Origin of the sequence: Nocardia mexicana NBRC 108244 (assembly GCF_001613165.1) — a bacterium.
Taxonomy (GTDB): domain Bacteria; phylum Actinomycetota; class Actinomycetes; order Mycobacteriales; family Mycobacteriaceae; genus Nocardia; species Nocardia mexicana.
This window is the reverse complement of record NZ_BDBV01000039.1, coordinates 51,870-76,650: the sequence shown is the minus strand read 5'-3', so window position 1 is coordinate 76,650 and position 24,781 is coordinate 51,870. Positions and strand designations below refer to the sequence as shown.

28 protein-coding genes are annotated in these 24,781 nt (G+C 70.7%); 17 read left to right on the top strand and 11 right to left on the bottom strand.

All coding sequences use genetic code 11. The annotated features are described in order from the left end of the window. Window positions 1-2: 2 nt before the first annotated feature. Entirely contained in the window at window positions 3-2,054 is a 2,052-nt protein-coding gene (locus NM1_RS16340) for a heavy metal translocating P-type ATPase (RefSeq protein ID WP_068020394.1), read from the bottom strand. A 107-nt stretch (window positions 2,055-2,161) separates the two neighbouring features. Here NM1_RS16340 and NM1_RS16335 point away from each other — a divergent pair, with 107 nt between their 5' ends. The 11 genes from NM1_RS16335 to NM1_RS16285 all read left to right on the top strand — a co-directional run bounded on the left by NM1_RS16335 (window position 2,162) and on the right by NM1_RS16285 (window position 9,420). Next, the gene (locus NM1_RS16335) at window positions 2,162-2,674 is read left to right on the top strand and encodes a GtrA family protein (protein WP_068020470.1); all 513 of its coding nucleotides are present in this window, start codon (window positions 2,162-2,164) and stop codon (window positions 2,672-2,674) included. 37 nt (window positions 2,675-2,711) lie between these two features. Next, a complete protein-coding gene (locus tag NM1_RS16330; protein WP_068020468.1) occupies window positions 2,712-3,521 on the top strand; it encodes an SGNH/GDSL hydrolase family protein in 810 nt (269 codons plus the stop codon). A 114-nt stretch (window positions 3,522-3,635) separates the two neighbouring features. After that, complete coding sequence (locus NM1_RS16325) at window positions 3,636-3,830, top strand: hypothetical protein (RefSeq protein WP_068020389.1); 195 nt, start codon at window positions 3,636-3,638, stop codon at window positions 3,828-3,830. A gap of 108 nt (window positions 3,831-3,938) precedes the next feature. After that, window positions 3,939-4,292: an iron chaperone gene (locus NM1_RS16320; RefSeq protein ID WP_068020387.1), complete on the top strand. Its 354-nt coding sequence runs from the start codon at window positions 3,939-3,941 to the stop codon at window positions 4,290-4,292. A 108-nt stretch (window positions 4,293-4,400) separates the two neighbouring features. Further along, window positions 4,401-5,189, top strand: coding sequence for an SGNH/GDSL hydrolase family protein (locus NM1_RS16315; protein WP_246011318.1), 789 nt, complete (start codon window positions 4,401-4,403; stop codon window positions 5,187-5,189). A 151-nt stretch (window positions 5,190-5,340) separates the two neighbouring features. After that, window positions 5,341-5,907, top strand: coding sequence for a hypothetical protein (locus NM1_RS16310; RefSeq protein ID WP_246011317.1), 567 nt, complete (start codon window positions 5,341-5,343; stop codon window positions 5,905-5,907). A gap of 254 nt (window positions 5,908-6,161) precedes the next feature. Further along, window positions 6,162-6,692 carry a copper chaperone PCu(A)C gene (locus NM1_RS16305; protein WP_068020382.1) on the top strand — a complete coding sequence of 177 codons (531 nt, stop codon included), beginning with the start codon at window positions 6,162-6,164 and terminating at the stop codon, window positions 6,690-6,692. Then, window positions 6,685-7,878 carry a Dyp-type peroxidase gene (locus NM1_RS16300; protein ID WP_068020381.1) on the top strand — a complete coding sequence of 398 codons (1,194 nt, stop codon included), beginning with the start codon at window positions 6,685-6,687 and terminating at the stop codon, window positions 7,876-7,878. The genes NM1_RS16305 and NM1_RS16300 overlap by 8 nt, the downstream gene beginning before the upstream one ends. A 131-nt stretch (window positions 7,879-8,009) precedes the next feature. Beyond that, complete coding sequence (locus NM1_RS16295) at window positions 8,010-8,288, top strand: hypothetical protein (RefSeq protein WP_068020379.1); 279 nt, start codon at window positions 8,010-8,012, stop codon at window positions 8,286-8,288. Continuing rightward, the gene (locus NM1_RS16290; protein ID WP_068020377.1) at window positions 8,285-8,614 is read left to right on the top strand and encodes a YlcI/YnfO family protein; all 330 of its coding nucleotides are present in this window, start codon (window positions 8,285-8,287) and stop codon (window positions 8,612-8,614) included. The genes NM1_RS16295 and NM1_RS16290 overlap by 4 nt, the downstream gene beginning before the upstream one ends. Window positions 8,615-8,703: 89 nt before the next feature. Further along, the gene (locus NM1_RS16285) at window positions 8,704-9,420 is read left to right on the top strand and encodes a 5-formyltetrahydrofolate cyclo-ligase (RefSeq protein WP_068020372.1); all 717 of its coding nucleotides are present in this window, start codon (window positions 8,704-8,706) and stop codon (window positions 9,418-9,420) included. 15 nt (window positions 9,421-9,435) lie between these two features. Here NM1_RS16285 and NM1_RS16280 read toward each other — a convergent pair whose 3' ends face one another. Then, complete coding sequence (locus NM1_RS16280; RefSeq protein ID WP_068020370.1) at window positions 9,436-10,389, bottom strand: GlxA family transcriptional regulator; 954 nt, start codon at window positions 10,387-10,389, stop codon at window positions 9,436-9,438. Window positions 10,390-10,534: 145 nt separating this feature from the next. On the opposite strand from NM1_RS16280, the gene NM1_RS16275 reads away from it, so the two are divergent. Next, window positions 10,535-10,993 carry a nuclear transport factor 2 family protein gene (locus tag NM1_RS16275; protein ID WP_068020462.1) on the top strand — a complete coding sequence of 153 codons (459 nt, stop codon included), beginning with the start codon at window positions 10,535-10,537 and terminating at the stop codon, window positions 10,991-10,993. A 122-nt stretch (window positions 10,994-11,115) separates the two neighbouring features. Here the strand turns inward: NM1_RS16275 and NM1_RS16270 are convergent, their stop codons facing one another. Next, window positions 11,116-12,000 (bottom strand): diiron oxygenase, encoded by an 885-nt coding sequence (locus tag NM1_RS16270; RefSeq protein ID WP_147288978.1) that lies wholly within the window; start codon window positions 11,998-12,000, stop codon window positions 11,116-11,118. A gap of 259 nt (window positions 12,001-12,259) precedes the next feature. Here NM1_RS16270 and NM1_RS16265 point away from each other — a divergent pair, with 259 nt between their 5' ends. Next, the gene (locus NM1_RS16265; protein WP_246011316.1) at window positions 12,260-13,006 is read left to right on the top strand and encodes a TetR/AcrR family transcriptional regulator; all 747 of its coding nucleotides are present in this window, start codon (window positions 12,260-12,262) and stop codon (window positions 13,004-13,006) included. A gap of 10 nt (window positions 13,007-13,016) precedes the next feature. On the opposite strand, the gene NM1_RS16260 is transcribed toward NM1_RS16265, so the two are convergent. Continuing rightward, entirely contained in the window at window positions 13,017-13,367 is a 351-nt protein-coding gene (locus tag NM1_RS16260) for a hypothetical protein (RefSeq protein ID WP_068020363.1), read from the bottom strand. Between the two features lie 63 nt (window positions 13,368-13,430). Beyond that, window positions 13,431-13,844 carry a VOC family protein gene (locus NM1_RS16255; protein ID WP_068020361.1) on the bottom strand — a complete coding sequence of 138 codons (414 nt, stop codon included), beginning with the start codon at window positions 13,842-13,844 and terminating at the stop codon, window positions 13,431-13,433. 219 nt (window positions 13,845-14,063) lie between these two features. Between NM1_RS16255 and NM1_RS16250 the strand changes: the two genes are divergently transcribed. Next, window positions 14,064-15,053, top strand: coding sequence for a glycosyltransferase family 9 protein (locus NM1_RS16250; RefSeq protein ID WP_068020359.1), 990 nt, complete (start codon window positions 14,064-14,066; stop codon window positions 15,051-15,053). A 36-nt stretch (window positions 15,054-15,089) separates the two neighbouring features. Here NM1_RS16250 and NM1_RS16245 read toward each other — a convergent pair whose 3' ends face one another. Further along, the gene (locus tag NM1_RS16245; RefSeq protein WP_068020357.1) at window positions 15,090-15,410 is read right to left on the bottom strand and encodes an ArsR/SmtB family transcription factor; all 321 of its coding nucleotides are present in this window, start codon (window positions 15,408-15,410) and stop codon (window positions 15,090-15,092) included. A gap of 184 nt (window positions 15,411-15,594) precedes the next feature. Here NM1_RS16245 and NM1_RS16240 point away from each other — a divergent pair, with 184 nt between their 5' ends. Further along, window positions 15,595-16,272 (top strand): M23 family metallopeptidase, encoded by a 678-nt coding sequence (locus NM1_RS16240; RefSeq protein WP_068020356.1) that lies wholly within the window; start codon window positions 15,595-15,597, stop codon window positions 16,270-16,272. A 245-nt stretch (window positions 16,273-16,517) separates the two neighbouring features. Then, window positions 16,518-17,552 carry a hypothetical protein gene (locus NM1_RS16235; RefSeq protein WP_068020355.1) on the top strand — a complete coding sequence of 345 codons (1,035 nt, stop codon included), beginning with the start codon at window positions 16,518-16,520 and terminating at the stop codon, window positions 17,550-17,552. Window positions 17,553-17,749: 197 nt separating this feature from the next. On the opposite strand, the gene NM1_RS16230 is transcribed toward NM1_RS16235, so the two are convergent. From NM1_RS16230 to NM1_RS16210, 5 genes are all read right to left on the bottom strand, one after another. Continuing rightward, window positions 17,750-20,119, bottom strand: coding sequence for an acetyl-CoA acetyltransferase (locus tag NM1_RS16230; protein WP_068020353.1), 2,370 nt, complete (start codon window positions 20,117-20,119; stop codon window positions 17,750-17,752). A 109-nt stretch (window positions 20,120-20,228) separates the two neighbouring features. Continuing rightward, complete coding sequence (locus tag NM1_RS16225; RefSeq protein WP_068020351.1) at window positions 20,229-21,953, bottom strand: DUF3556 domain-containing protein; 1,725 nt, start codon at window positions 21,951-21,953, stop codon at window positions 20,229-20,231. Between the two features lie 113 nt (window positions 21,954-22,066). After that, window positions 22,067-23,215, bottom strand: coding sequence for an FG-GAP repeat domain-containing protein (locus NM1_RS16220; RefSeq protein ID WP_068020349.1), 1,149 nt, complete (start codon window positions 23,213-23,215; stop codon window positions 22,067-22,069). 162 nt (window positions 23,216-23,377) lie between these two features. Then, complete coding sequence (locus NM1_RS16215) at window positions 23,378-23,686, bottom strand: hypothetical protein (RefSeq protein WP_068020347.1); 309 nt, start codon at window positions 23,684-23,686, stop codon at window positions 23,378-23,380. 127 nt (window positions 23,687-23,813) lie between these two features. Then, the gene (locus NM1_RS16210; RefSeq protein WP_068020345.1) at window positions 23,814-24,221 is read right to left on the bottom strand and encodes a hypothetical protein; all 408 of its coding nucleotides are present in this window, start codon (window positions 24,219-24,221) and stop codon (window positions 23,814-23,816) included. 219 nt (window positions 24,222-24,440) lie between these two features. Here NM1_RS16210 and NM1_RS16205 point away from each other — a divergent pair, with 219 nt between their 5' ends. Beyond that, on the top strand, window positions 24,441-24,776 hold the full coding sequence (locus NM1_RS16205; protein WP_068020343.1) for an RNA polymerase-binding protein RbpA: 336 nt from the start codon (window positions 24,441-24,443) through the stop codon (window positions 24,774-24,776). Window positions 24,777-24,781: the final 5 nt, after the last annotated feature.

Below are 24,781 nucleotides of genomic sequence, written 5' to 3'. Positions count from 1 at the left end.
CTCTATCGCGGGCGAGGTTCGTGGTCGATGCCGTCGTGTTCGGCGCCGCGCCGGAAGCGCAGCAGCCGTAGGGCGTTGGCGACCACCAGCAGGGTCGAGCCCTCGTGGATGAAGACCGCGGGCCCGATGGGCAGGCTGAGCAGGGTGGCGGGGACGAGTCCGGCGACGATGACGAGGGCGACGGTCAGGTTCTGCCGGATGATCGCGGCGGTGCGGCGGCCCAGCGCGACGGCGAAGGGCAGGCGGCCCAGGTCGTCGCTCATCAGGGCGACGTCGGCGGTTTCCAGTGCGACCGCGGATCCGCCCGCGCCCATGGCGATTCCGACGGAGGCGTTGACCATGGCGGGCGCGTCGTTGACGCCGTCACCGACCATCGCGGTACCGCCGCCGCTGTCGAGGCGGCCGATCATGGTGACCTTGTCCTCGGGCATCAGGTTGCCGTGCGCGCCGTCGAGGCCGAGTCCGTCGGCGACGGCGGTGGCGACGCGCTGGTGGTCGCCGGAGATCACCACGAGGTTCGCGATGCCCAGGGCGCGTAGGTGATTCATGACCGGCGCCGCTTCGGCGCGCGGGGTGTCCATGACGCCGATGACGCCGAGGTAGCGGCCGCGGCGGCGGACGATCATGGTGGTGCGGCCGCGGTTGTGCAGATCGTCGACGATGGCGGCGATCGGTGCGGGCAGGCCGTCGGGATCGAGTTCGGTGAACATGGCGGTGTTGCCGATCTCGGTGGGCTCGCCGTCGACCAGTGCGGTGACGCCGCGGCCGGTAACCGAATGCACTTGTTCCGCAACGGTTTCGGTGCCGGTGGGAAGCTGCGGGGCGAGGTCACGGGTGATGGCGGTGGCCAGCGGGTGGTCGCTGAAGGACTCCACGGCGTGGCCGGTGGTGATCAGTTCGTCGCGCAGGGCGGGCGTCGCGGGGACGATGTCGGTGACCCGGGGCTGCCCCCAGGTGAGGGTCCCGGTCTTGTCGAAGGCGATCGAGCGGACGCGGCCGAGAGATTCGAGCGGGCCGCCGCCCTTGGCGAGCACTCCGGCCTGCGCGGCACGGGCGACCCCGGCGAGGACGGCGCTGGGGGTCGCGATGGCCAGGGCGCAGGGGCTGGCGGCGACGAGGACGACCATGCCGCGGTAGAAGCTCTCGGTGAACGGCTCGTTCGCCAGCGCGATGCCGAGGATGACGACGGCGAGCACGCCGAGCAGGACGGCGGGGACGTAGAGGAGCTGGAAGCGGTCGATGAACCGCTGGGTGGGTGATTTTCCGGCGTCGGCGTCGCGGACCAGCGCGATGACGCGGGCCAGGGTGGAGTCCTCGGCGCGGCGGGTGACCATGATCTCGAGTGCGCCGGAGCCGTTGAGGGTGCCCGCGAAGACGCGCTGGGATTCGGGCACGGTGGTAGCGGCCAGGGCGGCCTGCCGGTCGTCGACGGGATGTTTGTCGACCGGGATGCTCTCGCCGGTGACCGAGGATTCGTCGACGGCGCTGCGCCCGGCGAGCACGATGCCGTCGGCGCTGAGCCGCGAATTGGGCAGTACCACAACGGTATCGCCGAGGCGCAGGTCGTCGACGGGGAGTTCGTCGACGCGGCCGTCGCGGCGCACGAGGGCGGTGCGCGGGGCGAGTTCGCCGAGTGCCTCGATGGAGCGCTGGGCTCGTCTCATGGCGTATTCCTCGAGTGCGTGCCCGAGGCTGAACAGGAACAGCAGGACCGAGCCCTCGGCCCATTTGCCGACCGCGGCGGCGCCCGCGGCGGCGACGAGCATGAGGAAATCGACCTCGAACCGGCCGCGGCGCAGCGAGCGCCAGGCGGTGCGGATGGTGAAGAAGCCGCCGAAGAAACAGGTGGCCACGAACGCGGTCGTCGAGATCGAGTCGGGGGTGTGCAGCACATATCGGGCGATCATGCCCAGCACATAGGTGAGGCCCGAGGCCAGGGCGAAGATCATCTCCATCCGCGGTCCCAGCCAACGGTTTCCGTGGTCGTGCGGGTCGGAGTCGGGGCGTCGGCCGGTGCCGTTCTCAGGTAGCCGATTATTCGCTGCTGCTCTCATAACACCGACGATAGCATCAATACATGCACATGTCTGCATGTATTTTGGTGCTCCCGCCCTTTTCGCAGCGCATGCCGTCGGCGGCGCGCCCGGTTATTGTGGGTCCCGTGTCGCTGGTGCAACCCGTCCTCGATCGGCTGCCGGAAACCTACCGCGCCAAACTCGTTCAGCATCAGGAGCTGATGAAGTTCGCGGTGGTCGGCGCGATCACCTGGTTCGTCGATACCGGCGTCGTGTATGCCCTGAAACTCACCGTGCTGCAGGACAAGCCGCTCACCGCGCGGGCGTTCGGGGTACTGATCGCCACCATCGTGTCCTACATCCTGAACCGGGAGTGGTCGTTCAACACCCGCGGCGGCCGCCAGCGCCACCATGAGGCCGCGCTGTTCTTCGCGGTGAGTGCGCTGGCCATCGGCGTCACCCTGATCCCGCAGGCGATCTCGCTGTACCTGTTCGATATCCGGGTCCCGCACGTCAGCGCGCCGACCCAGGCGGTGGCCAACTTCGTGACCGGGCAGATCCTCGGCGTGGTGCTGGCGATGGGATTCCGGTTCTGGGCGCTGCGCCGCTTCGTCTTTCCCGACGACCTGCGCCCCGCCGCCGAATACGAACTGCTCTGATCGACACACCGGTGCCCGAGCGAGGGAGATGAGCGGAATGCTCGAGCACAGCGAATCCGCGGCGGGGCTGGATCGGTGGCGCGGCCGCGGCTATGTGGCGCTGGGCAGTTCGTACGCCTCCGGGCCCGGAATCGCGCCGCGCGTGCGGCAGGCCCCGCGGCTGGCGGGGCGCTCGCACAACAACTATCCGCACCGGGTCGCCACGGCGGCCGGGCTGCGGCTGACCGACGTCACCAGCAGCGGCGCCACCTGCGAGCACATCCTGCGCGAGCGGCAGTTCGGGCAGCCGCCGCAGCTCGAGGCCGTCGGTGCGGACGCCGACCTGGTCACGGTCACGATCGGCGGCAACGATATCGGGCTGACGCCCTATCTGATCGCGCGCCGGATGCCCCGGCCGATGCGGCTGCTGCCGAAGTTCGCCGAACTCGGCGACGAGACGGCGGTCAATCATCGCCTGCACACCGTCGAGCGGCGCATCACCGAGGTCCTCGAGGGCATCGGCGAGCGCGCGCCGCACGCCCGGGTGCTGGTGGTGAACTACCTGTCGGTGCTCGGTCCCGCGACGCCGGACGATTCCCCCGTCGACCGCAACTACCGGCACTTCGCCGAGGCGCTCGCCGCCCACACCGCCGCGGCGGCCGCGCGCGCCGGGGCCGACCTCGTCGACGTTCGCTCGCCCAGTCTCGACCACCCCGCCGGATCTCCCGGCGCCTGGACCGTCGACTTCTACATCCCGGTCCCCGGCCGCTCCTACCCCGGCGCCCCCTGCCACCCCACCGCCGCGGGGATGGCCGCGGCCGCCGATCTCGTCCTCGCCCACCTCGCCGTCGCCGCGCCGCGCCGCTGACTGTCGTGCGTCACCCGACCGGTCACCCGTGGTGAAATCGGCCGCTTCCGCCCGGCGGCGCGGTATGTCATGCTGCACTCGACCCTGGTCGGCACGACGATGTGAAAGCCCGCGATGGACGACATCGACCGGCACGTACAGCTCTCCGCGATCCGAGTGCAATGGTCCGCACCCGATCGCACTTTCGTCGCGTCCACCGACCAGTACCCCGGGATCACCTATCAGGACGAGTCGTCGCTGGCGGCGATGAGCGGCCTCGTCGAGACCATCCATCATCGGATCGACGCGGGCGGCACCGGAGCCGCCTGACTCGGGAGAACACGCGCGACCACCCGCGGCTGCCCGCCCTCACCGAGGGTGCGGCGGTAGCGTGTGAGGCCTGCCCGAAAACGGACAAACCTCGCCGGAGGAGGACGTATGTCCCGGTACGAGACGGTCGACGACTACATCGCCACCTTCCCCGATGCCGTGCAGTCCGTGCTCCGGCAGGTTCGGCGCACGGTGTCGGAGGCGATTCCCGGGGGCGCCGAGACGATCAGCTACCAGGTACCCGCGGTGCAGCTCGACGGCAAGGCGGTCGTCTACTACGCGGGCTGGCAGCAGCACGTCAGCGTGTACCCGATTCCCGCGGGCGACCCCGGCTTCACCGAGGCGATCGCGCCGTACCGGGCCGGTAAGGGAACGCTGAAGTTCCCCCTGTCGCAACCGGTTCCGTACGAGCTGATCGGGCGCATCGCCACCTTGCTGGCCGAGCAGCGCGCCGTGTCCTGATTTCCGGGCCCGCGCCGCAACCGGTGGAATGTTGCCGATTGCTGTTTCCGGGGCGTTTCCCACCGCGACGTACTATGTGCTCTCCGGAGTGGCTCCGTGGAGGTGCAGGTGACAACGGAAGACGCAGCAGCGCGGCCGATCACGCGGTACGTCGCGCTCGGTGACAGCCAGACCGAGGGCGTCGGCGACCCCGACGGCCGGGGCGGCCACCGCGGCTGGGCCGACCGCCTGGCCGATCAGCTGGCTGCGGCCAATCCCCGATCGACATACGCCAACCTGGCCGTGCGTGGGCGGCGGGCGGGCGCCATCCGCGCCGAGCAGCTCGGGCCCGCACTCGCGCTGAAACCCGATCTCGCGTCCGTGGTGGCCGGGATGAACGACCTGATCCGGCCGCGATTCGACCAGCACGCGGTGCTCGCCGACATCGACGCCATGTTCGCCGAGCTCACCGCCGCCGGGGCGCGGGTGGTGACGTTCACCTACCCGGACATCGGCGGCGTGGCCCCGATCGTGCGGCCGCTGTCGGCGCGCGTGCGGGCGATGAACGCCCGGCTCCGCGAACTCGCCCGGCGGCCCGGGATCGTCCTGGTCGATTTCGAGCCGGTCGCCGCAACCACCGATCCGCGGGTGTGGGCGGAGGATCGCCTGCACCTCAATCCGCTGGGCCATGATCTCGTCGCCCGCGCGGTCGCCGACACCCTCGGCCTCCCGGGCGCCGACGACAGCTGGCGGCAGCCGCTGCCGCCGCACCGGCGCGGTGTCGCCGAACTGGTCACGGCCGAATTGCGGTGGGCGGCACTGCATATGGCGCCGTGGATCGGCCGCCGACTGCGCGGGGTGTCCACCGGCACGCATATCACCGCCAAGCGACCGCAGTTGCTGCCGATCGCCGACTGACGGGGAATCCCGCACGCCGTATCCCATACGGTGACGGCGGATTCGGCCGAGTCGCGGCTGGCCGACAATCGCAATTTCCTCGATCCGGCTGTGGCGGGCGCCACCCGACCTGGGCATCGATGTGGATCTGCGTGAACCGTACGATGTCCGGGTGCGGTCATCGGCGGATCCTGCGGCGCGTTTGCGCGGTGCTTCCGTCGGCGCGGCGTCGGGGGCCGTGAGCATTGCCGCACATGCGCTCGGCGGTGGCGCGATCACGCTCGGATCCACCGCCCTCACCCTGCTCGTCACCGCGTGCACGCTCACCGGAGTCCTCGTCGCCGCGGTCGGCACGGGGCTGCCGCGGCTGATGCTGATGCTGGCGGCGGGCCAGGCGATCGGGCATGCGGCGCTGTCGATGTCGCCGGAGCACTGCCACGCGGCGATGTTCAGCTCGGCGATGCTCACCGCGCACCTGGTGGCGATTCCGGTGGGCGCCTTGCTCGTTCGCGGCGCCGAGGTCGCGCTCGGGCGCGTCCTGTCGAGCGTGCGGCGCGCCGTCGTCGCGCTCGTACGGACCGTGCCCGCGCCGTCCGGGTCGCCTCTGATTCCCCGCCGCGGTCAGGTCGCGACGCCACGGCGGCTGCTGGTCAGTTCCGGGATCGGGCGGCGCGGGCCACCATGGCATCGCGACTTCTCCTTCTTCCTCCACCGTTCGGCGGATCTCGCAATCGCGTAAACCCGCCCGGGACGCGTCGGGCCCGGTGACCGGTCCCCTGCCGTCGATCGGCAGAGGCTGCGCGCCGTCGATCGGCGCGACGTCACGGTCGAAAGCGGGCGCATGGGCGTACCGAGACCGGCGCGCTGAGGCCGTGCGCATTCAACCTTGGGCGTCGGTTCGCGCCGTGGGTCGTCGCGACTGTCTCGTGCGCATTGTTCGCCGCGGCGGATCCCAACGGTGGTGTCCCCCATCTCTGAGAAACGGAGTCCCCCATGTCCACGTTCACTCCCGTCCGCCTGGCAGGCCTGGCCGCCGCGGTTCTCGCCGTCCCGGTCGTGCTCACCGGGTGCTCCTCGGGCGGCGATACGGCGGCGGCCACCCAGGCCGATGCGGTCGAGGTCGCCGACCAGTGGATCAAGGCGGCCGATCACGGCATGTCTGCCGCCTTCGCCGAATTCGACAACTCGTCGGACCGCGAGGTCCGCATCGTCGACGCCACCAGCCCCGCCTCGGGCCGGATGGAGATCCACGAGACCGTCGACGCCAACGGCTCGAAGACCATGCGCCCCAAGGCCGGAGGCATGCCCGTCCCGGCGCACGGCAGCGCGACGCTGCAGCCGGGTGCCGACCACCTGATGTTCATGGATCTGAAGGCCCCGCTGCGCACCGGCTCCGAGGTCCCGATCACGCTGAAGTTCGCCGACGGCTCCAGCACCACCTTCAACGCCCAGGTGCGCGACTTCCCCGGTAACAAGGAGAACTACGCTCCCGCCGGCGAGTCCCCCGCCGCACACGGTGGCTGAGCCGCGGCTGTCCCGCCGGCGCCTGCTCGGCGGGGGCGCCGCCGCGGCCGGGGTCGCCGGTGCCGCCGGAATCGCCTGGGGCGCGGACAGATTCGCGCATCCCGGACACGATCCCGATCCGGCACAGGCGATCGAGCCGTTCTACGGGAGCCATCAGGGCGGCATCGCCACCGCACCGCAGCAGCACGCGACGTTCGTCGGACTGGACCTGAAGCCCGGCACCGGCCGCGACGATATCGCCGGTGTGCTGAAGCTCTGGTCCGGCGACGCCGCCCGGCTCACCCAGGGCCGGGCCGCGCTCGCCGACACCGAACCCGAACTGGCGGCCCGGCCCGCGCGGCTCACCGTCACCGTCGGATTCGGGCCGCGACTGTTCACCGTCGCCGGAGTGGAATCGGCACGCCCGGACTGGCTGCGGCCGCTGCCCGCCTTTCCGATCGACCGTCTCGACCCCGCATACGGGGACGCGGATCTGCTGCTGCAGGTCTGCGCGGACGAGGCGACGGCGGTGTCGCACGCGGTGCGGGCACTGTGCAAGAGCGTGACCTCGCTGGTGTCGGTGCGATGGGTACAGCGCGGCTTCCGCAATGCGGCCCGCGGGCAGACGATGCGCAACCTGATGGGTCAGGTCGACGGCACCGTGAACATCGAACCGGGCGAGTTCGACCGGTTGGTCTGGGACGACGGCGGCACCCGGCCCTGGCTGGCGGGCGGCACCTCGCTGGTGCTGCGCCGGATCGAGATGAACCTCGACACCTGGGACGAACTCGACGCCGACGGCCGGGAGCTCACGGTGGGGCGGCGCATCGCCACCGGCGCGCCGCTGACCGGCACCCGCGAATTCGACGACCCGGATTTCGCGGCCGTCGACCGCCACGGCATACCGGTCATCCCGCCGTCGTCGCATATCGCCCGCGCCCACCACACCACCGACGGCGAACGGTTCCTGCGGCGCGGATACAACTACGACGACGCCCCCGCACCGGGCGCCACCTCGAATTCGGGGCTGCTGTTCGCCGCCTACCAGCGCGACGTCGACACCCAGTTCCTCCCCGTGCAGGCGCGGCTGGCGGAGTTCGACGCGCTCAACACCTGGACGACGCCGGTCGGATCCGCGGTGTTCGCGATCCCGCCCGGCGCCTCCGGGCCGGGCGGATACGTCGGACAGCAGTTGTTCGAGGGATGACCCCCGGGCCCGGCCGCGTCGATCGGTGCGCGGCCGGGCAGCGGGCTCGGGTGCATCCCCGGGCAACCGGCCGTCCGGTACTGCTCGCAAAACGCTGCCAGCAGCAGTTACTACGCGCGTAGTATGAGTGCATGGGTTTCGAGTGGCCGGATTGGGCGCTCGCTCACCTGATCGGCATCGAGACCTCCGAGGTTCGGCAGATCCTCGCGAGCAGGCGGCGGTGGCCGCGGCTGGCCGACGACGGCAACGTCGCCGTGCTCACCCTGTGGGCGCGCACCGACGCCGGGCGGCCGCTCATCGTCGCCGCCCGCCGGCAGGACAGCTGGACGTGGCTGATCATCGGCGCCCGTGAGATGCGCGGCGACGAGCTGACGGTGTTCGAACAGTGGGAACAGGAGAACCGGCGATGAGCGACAAGGAGATACCGTCCACCCCGCAGGAGGTGACGGCATTCCTGGACCGGCTGACATTCAGCGACGGCCCGGTGCCCCCGGAGCAGGTACCGCCGCCGCTGCAGCCGGACGAGGACATCATGATCACCAGCTCGATCCGACTGCCGCTGCGCCTGCACACCCGACTCAAACAGCTCGCCGCCGAGCGCGGGATCGGCCTGTCCACGCTGGTGCGCGAATGGCTCGAGTCCGCCATCGCCGAACTCGACGACGACCAGCTCATCTCCCGCGCCGAGGCCCGCATGGCCCTGTCCCGCCTGCATCCCGCACGGCGCGCGGGCTGAGCACCTCGCTCCGCTGCGGCTCGTCCGATCGATCAGCGGACCGGCGCGGGGGCACCGGTGTCGACGGCAACCAGACGAGGAGTGGCGCAGTGAGTGTCGATCAGGCGAAACAGGCGGTGCGGGAACGCATCTGGTCGTTGCTGGCGGACGAGCACGCGGTGCCGGACGACGCGCCCTGCAACATTCCCGAATTCGTCGGCGCCGCGGCCGCCGCCGACCGGCTCGCCGGTGTACCCGAATGGCGGGCCGCGCGGGTCGTCACCACCGTGCCCGATACCGCACAGCTACCGGTGCGGCGTCTGGCACTGGGCGCGGGCAAGCTGATCTACATGGCCTGCCCGCGGCTCGCCGCGCCGAAGCCGTTCTATCTGCTCGATCCGGTGCACCTGCCGGTCCCGGCCGCCGAGGCCGCACGCAAGGACACCGCCGTGCGGGTGGCCCGCAATGTGGAGGTCGACGAGATGCTGCCGATCGACTTGATCGTGCTCGGCAGTGTCGCGGTGAACCGCCGCGGCGTCCGGCTCGGCAAGGGCGCCGGATACTCCGATATCGAGATCGCCCTGCTGCAGGAGGTCGGGCTGATCGACGAGCACACCACCATCGCCACCACCGTGCACGGCCTCCAGGTCGTCGACGACGAACTGCCCGAGGCCGAGCACGACTGCCGGGTCGAACTGATCGTCACCCCGGAGTCGGTGATCCGCTGCGACGAACCGCACCGCCCGCCGGGCCTGCAGTGGGAGTCGCTGCCCCCGGACAAGATCGCCGCCATCCCCGCCCTGGCCGCCCGCTACGCCCTGCGCTGAGGTCTCACCTCGCGATCATCGAGCCGTGGTGCGGAAACGAGATCGGTAGGCCGACGGGGTGATGCCGAGGTGGCGGAGGAAGGCGCGGCGCAGGGATTCGTCGCTGCCCAGGCCCGAGCGGCGGGCCGCGGCGGTCACCGATTCGCCGGATTCGAGCATGGCCTGAGCCGCCTCCAGGCGCGCCGACTCGACGAAAGCCGCAGGGGTGGTGGCCAATTCGTCACGGAACAGGCGGGTCAGGTGCCGGGTGCTGACGGCGGCGCGCGCGGCCATGGCGGTCGGGGAATGGTCGCCCGCCGGATCGGCCAGTACCGCGTCGAGGACCGTCCGCAGGCCGTCGCGGCGCGGGCGCAGGGTGCGCGAGGCCACCGAGAACTGCGATTGGCCGCCGGGACGCTGCAGGAACACCACCAGGTCGCGGGCCACCTCGCGGGCGAGGCTCGCGCCCTCGTCCTCCTCCACCAGCGCCAGCGCCAGATCCAGCCCGGCGCTCACCCCGGCCGAGGTCAGCACGGCGCCGTCGCGGACGTAGATGGCGTCCGGCTCGACGGTGACCGCGGGATAGGCCCGGGCCAGGCGCCCGGCGTGCCGCCAATGGGTGGTCGCGCGGCGGCCCGTCAGCAGTCCGGCCTGCGCCAAGGCGAACGCGCCCGTGCACACCGACGCCACCCGCCGCGCGGGGTCCGCCAGGCCGTCGATCGCCGCGACGAGTTCGGGCGGTGCGGGTGCGAGAGGTAGCCCGGGGCCGCCCGGCACGATCACCGTATGCGGCCGCGCCAGTGCGGCATACGAGGTGTCCACCAGCAGTCGGGTGCCCGATGCGGTGGTCACCGGCGCCCCGGTCGGCGAGCACAGCGTGACCTCGTATCGCCCGCCCAGCGTGTTCGCGGTGCTGAACACCTCCAGCACCGCCGTGGTGTCCAGCAGGCGCACGCCCTCGAACGCCAGCACGGCCACCTGTCTGTTCATGCCGTGACACTAGCAACCCGACGTGTCCGTATGTGTGGGCTTCATGTCCGAAAGGACACGGCGGGTGGCGCGGCACCTTCGGCACTGTGAAGGCCGTTCGAACTTCGTCGACAGCATCGAGAACTCCGACCGGAAGGACCTCCCCGTGACCCGACCGCCCCTGCCGCCGTTCACCGACGAGACCGCCGCCCGCGAGAAGGTTCAGTTGGCCGAGGACGCCTGGAACACCCGGGATCCGCAGCGCGTCGCGCTCGCGTACACGCCCGATTCGGTGTGGCGCAACCGTGGCGAATTCGTCACCGGCCGAGACGAAATCGTCGCCTTCCTCACCCGCAAGTGGGACCGCGAACTCGACTACGCCCTGCGCAAGGAGCTGTGGGGATTCCGCGGCCACCGCATGGCCGTGCGCTTCCAGTACGAGTGGCACGACGCCGACGGACAGTGGTGGCGCAGCTACGGCAACGAACTGTGGGAGTTCGACGACTCCGGCCTGATGCGCCGCCGCGAGGCCAGCATCAACGACACCCGAATCGCCGAGACCGAGCGCCGCATCTTCGGCCCCCGCCCCGCCGACGAGCGCGAGGTCGAGCTACCACTCCACTGAGCATTCCGACGGCATCGCAACCTCCCCACTCTCACGGCCCAGGGGCCGTGAGAGTGGGGAAATGGTGTACGCGGCGCGGGCGGGGAACAAACGTGCGCGACACAGGCCGGGGACACGCCGTCTCAGCATGCGCCGCGGCGGCCCGGCCCGTCCCGGTCGGTGCCTGCAGGGGGTAGGACGGGATCGGCGCGTAGTTCGTGGACGCGGGCGGGGCGGCCGCGTACGCGGCGCCATGCCGTTCGGCCGCATCGGACGACCGGGCCGCACTCGCTGCGGTGGGCGCCGTCCGCCAGGGCGAGGGCCGTGCCGACTTCGGGCGCGCGGTAGACCTCGGGGTGGATCACCACCGCGTGCGCCGCGGCGAGCGCCGCCGCCAGCGCCCACCGGCGCAGCGGGAGCGATAGCGGCGCACGCGATCCCACGGCGACGATCAGGTCCTCGCGGGTGCGCTCCAGATGCAGCACACCGGTCAGGAGGCGCAGCCGCGCCGCGCGACGGACCTGCGTCTGCCGTCCCGGATCGTCGGCGAGCGCGCCCGCCAGCTGTGCCGTCAGCTGATCGATCAGTCCGGCCAGCCCGTGATCGACCGGCGCGGCCGGGAGCCACGGCGCCGCCCGCGCGATCAGCCGCACCCGCAGCGGCGGCCGGTACGGCACCAGACCGGTCGCCGCGACGAGGCGCACGAACATCGTCGAATTGTGGTCGGAACCCTCGAGCAGCACCACGGTCAGCCCGGTCAGGTCCTCGCCGCGGCCGCCCGCCGCCGATTCGGCGGCGCGCAGCATCGACAGCACCGACTGCGCGCACATGCCCGCGTTCAGCAGCCGCACCAGCTCTCGGCGGCCCAGGTCACGCCGCTGCGTCTGGTCCAACCGCCACCACAGCCACCGCGCGTGCGGCGAAATTCGATGCCGCGGAAAACGATCCAGCTCGGCGGCCGGACCCGCGAACCCGCAGGGCACGGCTCTCCGCGCACCGAACCAGCGCCGCGCCGGCGCCCGTGGCATCGCGGGAACGGGAGGAGAATCGTAGCCACCGCCGGACATCGTTGTCCCTCACGAACTTTCGCCGAGCACCACGAACCGGCGGGTATCCAGTACCGCCGGTTCCGAGTATATTGACGAGTGTGAGCGCCGTCTCACCCGATGTCAACGCTGCACATCCGCGATCACCACACCGGCCACCCCGGCGTCGACCGCCCCGGAAATCGTTGCCGTGCCCGGCATTTGCGACGCGGCCCCGAATCCGGCTTGTAGCATCACCGAAGTGGTAGCAGGCAGCAGGCAGATGCACACCGCGAACGGCCCCCGGGTCGACGCCCGCAGCGAACGCTGGCGCGACCATCGGCGCCGTGTCCGCGCCCAGTTCGTCGACGCCGCGCTGCGCGCCCTCGACGAGCACGGCCCCGAGGTGAGCATGGGCGATATCGCCAAGACCGCCGGCGCCGCCAAGCCCAAGCTCTACCGGCACTTCGCCGACAAGATCGATCTCTACGACGCCGTCACCGACCGGATGGCCGAGATCCTGTGGGAGCGCATCACATCCAGCATCGACCTCACCCACGATCCGGCGGCCGAACTGGTCCGCCGCGCGGCGACCGAGTACGCCCTGGTGGTGAGCGAGCACCCCAACGTGTTCCGGTTCCTGATGCACGGCCATTTCACCCAGCGGTCCGACGACTCCGACCGCGCCCTGCAGTCCGCGCGGCAGTCCGCGCGGCGGGCCGCCCTCCTGCTCGCCGAGGCGGTCGGCGGGTCCGTATCCGACTCCGAGGATCGCGAGATCGATATCGACGGCACCGAGCTGATCGTCTTCTCCACCTTCGGCGCGGTCGCCTCCGCGACGGACTGGTGGATCGGCGCGCACCGGCTACACGAGCGTCCGATGCCGATCGAGGAGTTCGTCGGCTACCTGGCGTCGATCATCGCGGCGCTCGCCCAGAGTTCCGCGCGCCGCAACGGCGTCGACCTGGATCCGCGGCGGCCGCTGCACGCCGCGTTCTCGCGCCGCTGATCCCTCGGGCTCACGTCCACAGCACGGCGACCAGCACATTGACGATCGCCAGCCCGCCCGCGGCATCCGACATCCACGCAACGGCCTTGCCCCGCTTGGCATCCGCGTGCGCGACCTCAGCGAATCCGGCCACCGCGACCGCGATCACCAGCTTCACGATCACCTTCGCCATGACCAGGTTCTTGTCGAGGGAGTCGATACTCTCGGCCATGCCGACCAGCACCACCCCGGTGATGATCTGCGCCCGGGCACCCCAGACCATCACCTCGTTCACCCGCGGCCGACCGGATGCGTAGCCGCCGATGACCGCGGCGAGGCCGAGCACGTGCGCCGCGATCACCAGGTTGTAGACGAATGTCATGACTACAGAGAGTAGTTGATCGACCCGGCCGTGTACGACATTCGGTAGTAGAAATCCGCGCGGCTACTCCGACGGAGCCGCGATATTCACCATCCAGGCGACGCCGAACCGGTCCGAGCACATCCCGAACTCGTCGCCCCACATCTGCTTCTCCAGCGGCACGGCCACGGCGCCGCCCGCGCTCAGCCCGTCCCACCAGCCGCGCAGTTGCTCCGCGTCGTCGCCGCTGAGGCTGATCGAAATTGCGCTGCCCGGCTGGTATTCCATGCCGGGCGGCGTATCGGCGGCCATCAGGGTGAAGCCGTCCGGAGTCTCCAGCAGCCCGTGCATGATCAGGTCCGCACCCGGCGCCTGCTCGTCACCGAACTCGCCGAAGGTGGACAGGGTCAGGGTGCCGCCGAAGACCTCCCGATAGAACTCGAGCGCCGCACGGGCGTTATCCGCAAAACCGATATAAGGATTGAGTCGAGACGCCATGGGAAACCCTCCTGAGGGGTCTTGTCGCAGTCGCATCTGGAGGCTATCCCGGTGGCCGATCGGATGCGACGGATATCGCTGCGATTACGAGTTTCGGTTCCGGAGACCCCGGGTAGTCCTCTCCAAGTGGCTCTCTCAGTCCATGCCGTGCCGTCCAGGTGCGGGGGCGCAGTGGGTCGGGTTGTCGTGGGTCGCATGGTGGATGGCTAGGAGAAGAGGGTGGCGGTTGTACTCGTGCTGCGCGCACGTGGGCTGGGTGATCTCCTCACCGCAGTCCCGGCACTTCGTGCGCTGCGCCGGGCCAGGCCCCATGACCACATCGCGCTGGCCGCCCCGCACCGGCTGAAACCGATCGTGGACATGATCGCCTCGGTCGACGAGATGGTGCCGACTCCGGATCCGGAGAGCCTGCGCTACGACGGGGAGCCGCCCGCGCTGGCGGTCAACCTGCACGGCGCCGGGGCCGAGGGCATCGTGGAGCTGAGCAAGACCAATCCGGACCGGATTCTCACCTACCGCAACCACGCCTTCCCCGACCTCGACGGGCCGGACTGGCAACAGGACATGCACGACGTCGACCGCTGGTGCCACCTGCTGGAATCCGACGGCATCGCCGCCGACCGCCGCAATCTCGGCCTGGTGCCGCCGGTGTCCACCACCAGCCACCGCGACTGCGTCGTCGTCCACATCGGCGCGGGCTCGCCCGCCCGGCGCTGGCCGCCGGAACGCTTCGCCGCCGTGGTGCGCCACCTGCTCGTCCAGGGCCGCGAGGTGGTGCTGACCGGTGACGAATTCGAACGCGAGATCGCGCTGAACATCGCCGCGCGCGCCGGGTTGCCGCATCGGCACGTGCTCGCCGGTCAGCAGAACCTCGTCGAACTGTCCGCCACCGTCGCCGAGGCGGCGCTCGTGGTGTGCGGCGATACCGGCGTCGCGCACCTGGCCACCGCCTTCGGCACGCGGACGGTCCTGCTCTTCGGGCCCACCTCCCCCGACCACACCGGGCCGCCACCGCATCTGCTCGGCCGCCACGTGGTGCTGTGGGCCGGGCGCACCGGCGATCGCCACGCGGACACCCCCGATCCGGGACTGCTCGAGATCAGCGTCGCCGAGGTGGTCGACGCCATCGACAAGCAGTTGCACAAGCGGCCGTGGCCGGGCGCGAACGTCGACCAGCGCCGCCAGGCCGCCTACCGCCGCGTCGGCTGAATCTTCAGCATCTTCAGCGCCGAAGGTCCGTCGCGCTCAGACGTGCGCGGACCCTGCCTCGGAGATGGCCGCCGCGTACGCCGCCAGGGCACTGGGCCAGAACTGCTCCAGGTAGTCGCGGGCGTCGGCCAGGCCGCGCGGATCCAACGCGTAGAGCCGGCGGTTGCCGTGCGGGCGCACCATCACCAGCCGTGCCTCGCGGAGCACGCGCAGATGCTGCGATACCGCCGAGCTACTCACCCCGACCGCGGCCGCCAACTCCCCGACCGCCCGCGGCGCCTGCGGCAGCGCCTCGAAAATCGCTCGTCGAGTCGGATCCGCCAGGGCAACCAGGGCTCTGACTCCATTAGTGGCCACTAAAACAGACTGCCCGTTCACCGACACGCCGGTCAAGGCTCGAGCCGCCGAAATCGCTCCCGGTCGGCAGCGTTTTACCTGCGTGTCGTTATCCGGCCGTAATCGCTCAACTGGTACTTTGCCGCGCTGTGATGGTCACAACACGATTGCGGAACCACACGGGATCTGTCGTAGGTTCGCAGCCATGCCCGTGATCGTTCCGTTACCTTCGCGCCGCGCCCGGCGGGCCGCCGCCCAGGCCGTGGCGATCACCGCGGTCGTCGGCGCCTCGGTGGGCGCGCTGTCCGCCGCCGACCGCCACGGCGACAGCGACGCCCCCGGCCTCGCCGCCCTGCAGCACACCCTGCCTCCCGCACCACCCGCCGCCGACGAACCGCACACGATGACCGCGGTGGCCGCCCACGAGGTTCCCGACCTGCCGCCGATGCCGATGAACAAGGCCGCCATGGAGATCCGCCCGCCCGCGGTGCGGCCGGTCGCCGGCGTGCTCAGCTCGCTGTTCGGCATGCGCTGGGGTGCGCTGCACGCCGGTATCGACTTCGCCGAGCCGCTCGGCAGCCCGATCGCCTCGGTCACCGACGGCACGATCATCGAGGCCGGGCCCGCGTCCGGCTTCGGAATGTGGGTCCGGGTGCAGCAGGACGACGGCACCGTCGGCGTCTACGGGCACGTCAACGACATTCTCGTCACGGTCGGCCAGCACGTGCGCGCCGGCGACATCATCGCCACGGTCGGCGATCGCGGCTTCTCCACCGGGCCGCACCTGCACTACGAGGTGTGGGCGCACGACAACGGCGAAAAGATGGACCCGATTCCGTGGCTCGCGGCCCGCGGTATCGATGTGGGGCCGATGCAGGACTGAGGTCCGGCAGGAAGCTGCCGGGGTGGGCTTGGGCGTGCACGCCGGTCGGCCCGCCCGCGCGGTCGGTCACCGGCCGGTCATTCGGGGTCGAAAGTGCACGCCCAGGCCCTCCCCGGCAGGTTCCGAGCCACGGCAGCGCCTCCACTTTCGGCCGGAATCCCCCGCCGTCTGATACCGGAGTATCGGGTGCGATCAGCACCAACGGGGGACGTGTGGGCCGGTCCGCCGCTCCTAGCGTCGGGCCCATGACCACCACCGCTGTTCCCTCCGCCACCCTCCGGCGCCTGCACCGCCCGCTGCTGGCCTGCAGCGCCGCGATGGGTGCCCTGGTCCTGTTCTCGCTGGGCGCCATGGTTGTCGACCAGCGGCAGCTGCTGGGCGAATCGGTCTGGCTCAAGCCGTTCAAGTTCGGCCTGGCGTTCCTGCTGTATGCCGGGACGCTGGCGTGGCTGCTGTCGTTGCCGCACAAGGGTTCCCGGATCACGTGGTGGCTGGGCACCGTCTTCGCGGTCACCGGGTTCGTCGATGTCGGATTCGTCGTCGTGCAGGCGGCCCGCGGCACCTTCAGCCATTTCAACGCCGACAGCACCGATCGGGTGAACGAGATCGGGCAGATGGTGTTCGCCTCCGGCGTGCCCGGGCTGTTCTTCGCGAATCTGCTGATCGTGCTGATCCTTTCGTGGCAGCGACTGCTGGATCGGCCGACCTCCCGCGCCATCCACGCCGGACTGGCCCTCGCCGTGGCGGGGATGGCGCTCGGCTATCTGATGGGTTTCACCGGAGAGCAGACCGTCCGCGATACCGACGGGCGTTCGCTGCCGCTGTCGGCCGGGCACACCGTCATGCAATCGACGCCGCCGGTCCGCGACGGCGTGGACACGATGCCGATCACGCACTGGAGCACCGCGGGCGGTGACCTGCGGGTCCCGCATTTCGCCGGGCTGCACGGCATCCAGGTGCTGCTGGCCGCCGCCGTCGCCCTGGCCTGGCTCGCGCACCGCCACCCGTGGCTGACCGAGCGCGTCCGCGCCCGCCTGATCGGTGTCCTGGCCGTCGGGTACGCCGGAATGCTCGCCCTGCTACTGCGCCAGGCGTTGCGGGCACAACCACTGCTCCGCCCGGACGGTACGACAGCCCTGACAGCAGCAGCCCTCGCCGCCATCACCCTCGCCGCCGCCGCGCTAATCGTCCAGCGAGCCCGCCGCGCCACGGAACTCCCCGGCCCCACGGTCTTTCGCGTGCCGACCCCACCGCTCGGCGACACCGCGCCCACGCGCTGACCGGATCACACCGACGTGAGTGCGGCGCACAGGAAGTCGCTGGTGGAAGCACACGTGCTGCGGCGCAGCCGGGCGGCGGGCTCAGTCGAGCCTCCGACTGTCGCAGTCGGTGACGCCGGATTTCACGAAGGCGAGGCCCGCCGGACGAGTATGTCCTGCGATCGCGACGGACGGGCAAGGTCCGTCGTCACGTCGACTCACTGGAATCTGGTGTGCCACTGTGGTTTTCGCCCCTCGCGGAGGGCGGTCAGTCCTTCCACCGGGTCGCGGTGGGGAATGAGGTCGTCGAGGAGGTCGGCGGGGCGGCCGATGGGGCCCTCGGGGTCGGCGGCGTGGTCCGTGCGGGCCAGGAAGGACAGGGCCGCGCGGATGGCGACGGGCGAGCGGGCGACGACGTCGGCGGCCATCTCGCGCGCGGCGGCGAGCGCCTTGCCGGTCGGGGCCAGGCGCGCCACCAGGCCCGCGGCGACGGCCTCGGTCGCGTCGATCCGGCGTCCGGTGACGATCATGTCGTGCGCCAGGGCGCGACCGACGGTGCGGGGCAGTCGAATCAGCACCCCGGGGCCGGGCGACTGCCCGATTCCGGTGTCGGGCAACGCGAACGACGCCGCGTCGTCGGCGACGACCAGGTGGCAGGCGAGGACGAGCTCGAGCCCGCCACCGTCGGCGCGGCCGTTGACCGCCGCGATCACCGGCTTGGTCAGCTCGCGGGCCACCAGTCCGCCGAATCCGCTGCGCGGCCGGCCCAGCAGCTGCATCGGCGACGCCATCTCGCCGAGGTCGTGCCCGACGCAGAACGCCTCCTCCCCCGCACCGCACAGGACGGCGACCCACAGATCGTCGTCGTGCTGGAAGGCGGTGAAGATCTCGTCGAGTTCGCGCTGCGCCGCGGCGTTCAGCGCATTGCCGGTCTCGGGCCGGTCGATCGTCACCTCCAGTACATGACCGGACCGCGTGACGAGCGCATGGGAGTAGTCGTCGCGGAACGCGGGAACCGTGCGCCCCAGCAACTCGTCCATCCGCTCGCGATCGACGGTGACACGGTTGCCCGCGTCGGTGGATCTGACGAACACCCGCTCCCCGATCGGCTGTCCGTCCCCGGTCAGCGCGTCCATCAGGCCGCCGTCGCGCTCGAGGGTGTTGGCGAGGAATCGGCGGCCGTCGTCGAGCCTGCCGAGCACGATGCCGACCCGGGACCCGTCGCGGTCGAACCGCACGACGAAGCTTTCGACGGTGCCCCAGCCGTCGGCGTGGACCGCCACCGGCACCCCCGGCACGTCGTCCAGCTCGGCCTGCACCGTCGACGCGCGCGACCGCTCCCAGGTGGCGGGCGTGGTGGTGTAGATGCCGACCGAATGCTTGCTGAGCACCCCGCCGTTGGCTACCACCATGCCGTGGCTTCCCGGCCGATCACGCACTCGCGCAACGATTTCCGCGATCGCGTGGGTCGAATAGTTGTTGCCTGGACCGCCGAAGTACGGCAGGCCCCCGGTGGCCGTCAACCCGCGCGGATCGTCCGGGTCCAGGCCCAGGCCGTCGCAGATGTTGAAGACGGCGATCGGAAAGCAGCTGTACAGGTCCATCGCCGACAGGCGGTCGACGGTAACCCCGGCCATGTCGAGCGCGGACCGGACCGCCGCGACGGCCGCCGGGCTGCGGCTGAGGTCGGGCCGCACGAGCAGTTCGCGCTCGGTCAGGTCGGCGTGGCCCGCGAGGAACACCATGCGCTCGCCGGGCACCCCGAGCCGCCGCGCGGTCGCCAGCGACATGATCAGAACCGCGGCACCCTGATTCACCTGTTCGCGGGCGATCAGCAGCCGCGTGTAGACATCGGTGACCCGGCGATTGCGATCGTTCTCCTCGATCAGTTCCGCGGCATCGCGCGCCACCGGCGCCGCCGCGTGCGGGTTGCGGGCGGCGACCGCGCTGAACCGGCTGAACAGCGCGGCCATCGCCCGGGCGTACTCCGGCCGCGAGGCGCCCACTCGAGCGCGGCGCGCGTTCTCCAGCACCGAGTACGACACCAGCGGCTCCACCATCTGATGCAGGACGGCCTGCGCCGGGGTCATCCCCTCGATCCCGTACCCGCGGTCCTCCAGCGAACCCTCGACACGCTCGCCGAAATCGGGCCGGTCGGCGGCCGGGCGGCCCGCCAGATCGCGGACGGTGGAGATCGCCTCCGCGCCGAAAAGCACCGCGGCATCGCACTTTTCGTCGGCGATAGCCCCGCACAGCTCGGTGACGAGCTGCTGCGGGCCCTGGCCGCCGGTCGGCCCGAGGACCGCCCGGCGCGGATGCGCGCCGACCCGCCCGGCAACGGCCCGCGCCACATTGTCCGGCGCGCCCAGCGCGGGACGGGCGAACGCGCTCGAATCGTCGAACGCGCGAATCGCGACGACCGTGTCGAGCGCGGCGATCACGGCCTCGGCGTCGCCGCCGCTATCGGCCACCGCGGCCCGCACCGCCGCGGCCGCCAGATCGGCGGCCGACATTCCTCGATACCCGGGTTCGCCGATGCGCTCGGAGACCTGGCCGACGCCGACGATCACCGGGGTATGCGGCGGCAACTCCGCGCGACCCGTTGGGACACCTCATTGGACACCTGTCCGAACATAACAGCCGATCGATCCTCGAACAACAGATCGGTACGGCCGTCCCGAAGTGTGGGCACCGGCCTCATCGCGGATCGGCGACGTGGACCGGGAGATCGTCGGCCCAGGGCTGCCGGTTCACCATATCCGCCACCCGCACCACGCCCCGCTCGAATTCCCCGGTGGCCGCGTCGACCAGGCGGTACCGCTGCTCCTGCCGATGGATCGGCTGCGCGTCTAGCAGAACCACGCGCACCTCGCCGGGTTCGAACCCGCAGCGCCGCTGCATGGCCGCGATGAGCTGTTCGTTGTGCATATGGCCGTCGCCGAAGTTCCAGCCGATCGCGGTGCTGCAGATGCGCTCGCCGTCGGTGAGGGTGTACTCGTCCTCGCGGCCCGCGGGCATGGCGCGGTGCGCGAGGGTGAACAGCGCGCGGCCGTGGGTGTTCATGGCGCGGAAGGCATATCCGAGATAGAGCGGGATCTGCGCGCGGTCCTTGCCGTAGTACCGCTCCAGCTGCGCCTGCGGCATGCTCGCGATCGCGACGATGCCCTCGCCGATCTTCGCCGCCGCGGACGGCTTGACGCACCACAGCGTGGTGTCCCAGTTTCCGGCGTAGTAGCGCATCCCCGGCAGGAAGGAGATCTTGTTCGGAAACACGTTGCCCGCGAGCACGATTCCCGCGACGACCACGAACAGCAGCGCCACCGGCACCGGGTGTTGCACATCGCCGAGCCCGAGGTCGGCGTGCGCGACGAACAGCGACGCCATGCCGAAGATCATGAAGACGTTCCACTCCAGCGGTACGCCCATCGGGATCGCGGTCAGGATCCCGAGGTGGAACAGCACCATCACGACCGCCGCCACGGTCGTCGGCCAGCCGCCGCCGGAGAAGAACAGCACCGGCGGCACGCACATCTCCACGAATGTGCTTGCGTGCGCGACGATCCGGGACAACCGGCCCGGCCGCAGGTCGTCGGGGAAGCTCTCGAAGAATCTGCGCTTGATCGACCGCGGCCGGACCAGCGGGCTGTTGGACATCATCGTGGAGATCACGAAGGGGAAGTGCCGGTTGAGTTTCGACGTCGCCGCGCCCATCCAGATGACGACGAAGACGAGCTTGGCGGCGACGAGGACATCGGCCCCGGAGAACAGGAAGGCGACCGTCAGGCTCGCGTAGACCTCACCGCGGGCGGCCAGGAAGATCACTTTGTCGCGCAGCCCGAGCACCGCCAGCACCGCGAGTATCGCGGCGATCTGCCACACCGGCAGCAGGCCGACGACGGTGTCCAGCTCCGGTATCGGGCCGGTGCCGTCCGACACCAGCGCCCACACCAGCAGCACGAGCAGCGCCGCGTACAACACGACGTCCACCGGCGTGCGATCGTCGCCCTTCGTGAGGGGCACGAGGCGCGGCCAGGGCGGCAGCCGAATCGTCTTGGGCCGCAACCAGTACAGGATCGAGCCCAGCGGCGGGAAGAACCGATTGTTCAGCGGGCCGAATCCGCACCCGAGGCCGACCACCTCGAACAGCATCGTGAACAGCACGACCTTCTCGAACACGATCGGCTCCGACCACCAGGAACCCACCCGGGTGAAGCCGTCGATGCCCTCCGTGGCCAGCGCGCACAGCCAGCCGCCGAGGATGTAGAGGAAGATCTTCACGACGTAGAACAGATGCAGCACCACCGGCGTACCGAATCCGACCTCGGCCCAGTGCCGGGCCATCGGCCGGATCCGCTCGCTGCGCGTTCCCCTGCTCCACTGCTCCATATCGACCACGGGCAGATCGGGCTGGACAAACCCCATCAGACTCTCCGTTCCGGCTCCGCGACACGCCCCGGACCCTGCCGACGCCGGGTTGCCGGGCGGCCACGCTATCACACGGAACTAGAACAAGTTACAGAAATGGCGGTCACGGATCAGGACGACCGGTTCTTCAAGAACGACACCGCATTCGCGCTGCCCGCCACCGCGACATCGACCTTGCCGTCGCGGTCGAAGTCGGCCAGGACGGGGGTCTGTGGCTGGGCGGTGACCGAGTGCTCGCCCGCCTTGGCGACGGTGCCGTCGCCCGCTCCCCGCAGGATCACCATGGTCGAGCTGAGCACCGCCGACATCGCGGCGTCGCGGTTGCCGTCGCCGTCGAAGTCCGCGACCGCGATACTGGTGGGCCCGGCGCCCGACAGGCCCACCCGGTTGGTCTTCGCGAAGCCGCCGCGGCCGTCGGAGATCAACACGGTGGTGCTGAAGGAGAACGAGTCGGCGGTGATCACGTCGTCGATCCCGTCGCCGTCGAAGTCGGCGGCGCGCACGTCCTCGGTGATCAATCCGCTGGTGCTGCCGCCCGTCCGGGTGAAGCCGCCGTCGCCGGTGCCGGAGAACACCTCGACCTGTTGCAGCACATCGTTGTTGACGGCGAGATCGACGGTGCCGTCGCCGGTGAACCTACCGGTCGTGAACGCGGCCGCCACGCCCGCGAGCGTCGCCGACGGCCCCGGGCGCAGCGTGCCGTCACCGGCGCCGAACCAGGTCTGCACGCCGTTCGGAATCAGGCTCAGCACATCGGCCCGGCCGTCGCCGTTCACATCGACGACCTCGGCCTCCTGCTGCGCGCCCTCCAGCGTCGCGTACCTGGACCCCACCCGAAAGGTGCCGTCGCCGTTGTTCACGAACACCACGAGCGTCGTCCACGCCTGCGCGACGACGTCCGGCTTGCCGTCGCCGGTCAGGTCCCCGGCGGCGACGGCACCGAACCCGTTGCCCACGCTGCCGACGCGGGCGCCCGCCCGGAATGTGCCATTGCCGTTGCCCGCCATCATGATCGGCCCCGCACCCTGGAAGTCGGCGGCCACGATGTCGACGATCCCGTCACCGGTGAAATCGGCGCCGACCATACCGGTCGGCGACGGGCCCGGCCCCCAGGACGGGAACTGTCCGCCGGACGGCGAATCCACCTTGGGAGCGAAGTCGATATTTCCCGCGGCCGAGGCGGGGGCCGCGGCGGCGAGGCCGAGACCCAGCGCCCCGAACGCGACGAGGAGACGGGCGAGGACTGTGCGAGCATGCATGAGTATTCCTGAATCGAACGGCACCACGGGCGATGTGGTGCGCAGGAATCTAGGGCACGGTCGGCGGGAGTTATTGGGGTTGAACGGAATTCGTCCAACTGCCCAGTGCGGGTGGCCGCGGCTGGGCACAGTGCCGCATCCGGCGGGCAGCCGCCGCCGATCTCAGCGCAGGCGCTCGGCGTCCTTGGTCAGGGCCACCAGCGTCGCCGTGAGGTCGGCCAGTTCGCGCGCGTCGGCGCCCTCGGACACGGCGGTGGCGACATCCTCGGCGGCGCAGCGGGCCGCGAACCAGCGGTCGGCCAGATCCGCGGCCTCCTGGGCGCTCAGCACCACCGAATCCTCCGGAATTCCGGTGCCCTCCAAGCCCTTCCGGTGCTCGTAGGCCCGCTGACGGCACGACTGCCGGCAGTACCGGCGGCGGCGCCCCACCTCCGATTCGGCGATCTCCCGTCCGCACCATTGGCAGGACACACGGCGATTCGGGGCACTATGGCCTGACCTGGGCGAACAAAGCACGCCGCACACCCTAACCGCACGTGGACCGAACGCAAACGACCCCGCCGGGTGTCGGGCGACGCCACGCCGAAGCCGTATTCGGTCAGTAGTTTTGCCGCTCCTCCGCGATCACGGTGTCCCCGTCGAGCAGCTGCACGCCGATCTCGCCCTTCGCCTGGCTGAACCGGCGAATCCGGGACGGATCGAGGGTCATGACGAACTCCGCCTCGTGCGGCTCGCCGTCGCAGACGACGCGCACGCTCGCCACCCATCCCGCCAGCTTCTCGAACCCGAGCGGCTCGACGGAGCCGAGCAGCCACGGATACCTCAGCCCGCGGCACTCGTAGGAGATCGACAGCTCGAACGTCCCCTCGCCGGGAACCATGCGTTCGATGTCGATATCCCCGGACGGATGCTCCGTCGACGCCGAACCCACGGCGGGCACCGATCCCACCAGCGCGGACGCCAGGACGGCGGCGACCACCGCGGGACCGATGGGTGTCCTCGTCATGCGCCCATGATCGAGTCGGACCGCCGCTCGGGCCGTCGTACAGCGGATAGTCCGAGTGTCGCCGGGCCCGGAAACGGCGGCGACCCGAGACCGCGGCGACGCCTCCCGGCGCAAACTACTAGAATGACAGGGTTGACCGTCGCCGGGAACTGAAGTAAGCCGAGGCGCGTTCATCTTTGTGTTGGAGCGTTGCCGACAGGCTAGAGAGGACCGCACACCATGGCAGATCGCGTACTCCGAGGCAGCCGGCTCGGAGCGGTGAGCTACGAGACCGACCGCGACCACGACCTGGCGCCGCGTCGGATGGCGCGGTACCGGACCGACAACGGCGAGGAGTTCGAAGTTCCCTTCGCCGACGATGCGGAGATCCCGCCGACCTGGCTGTGCCGCAACGGCCAGGAGGGCATCCTGATCGAGGGCACCACACAGGAGCCGAAGAAGACCAAGCCCCCGCGCACCCACTGGGACATGCTGCTGGAGCGCCGCTCCAAGGAGGAGCTCGAGGAACTCCTGCAGGAGCGTCTCGACCTGCTCAAGACCCGCCGCGGCCGGTAGGTCCC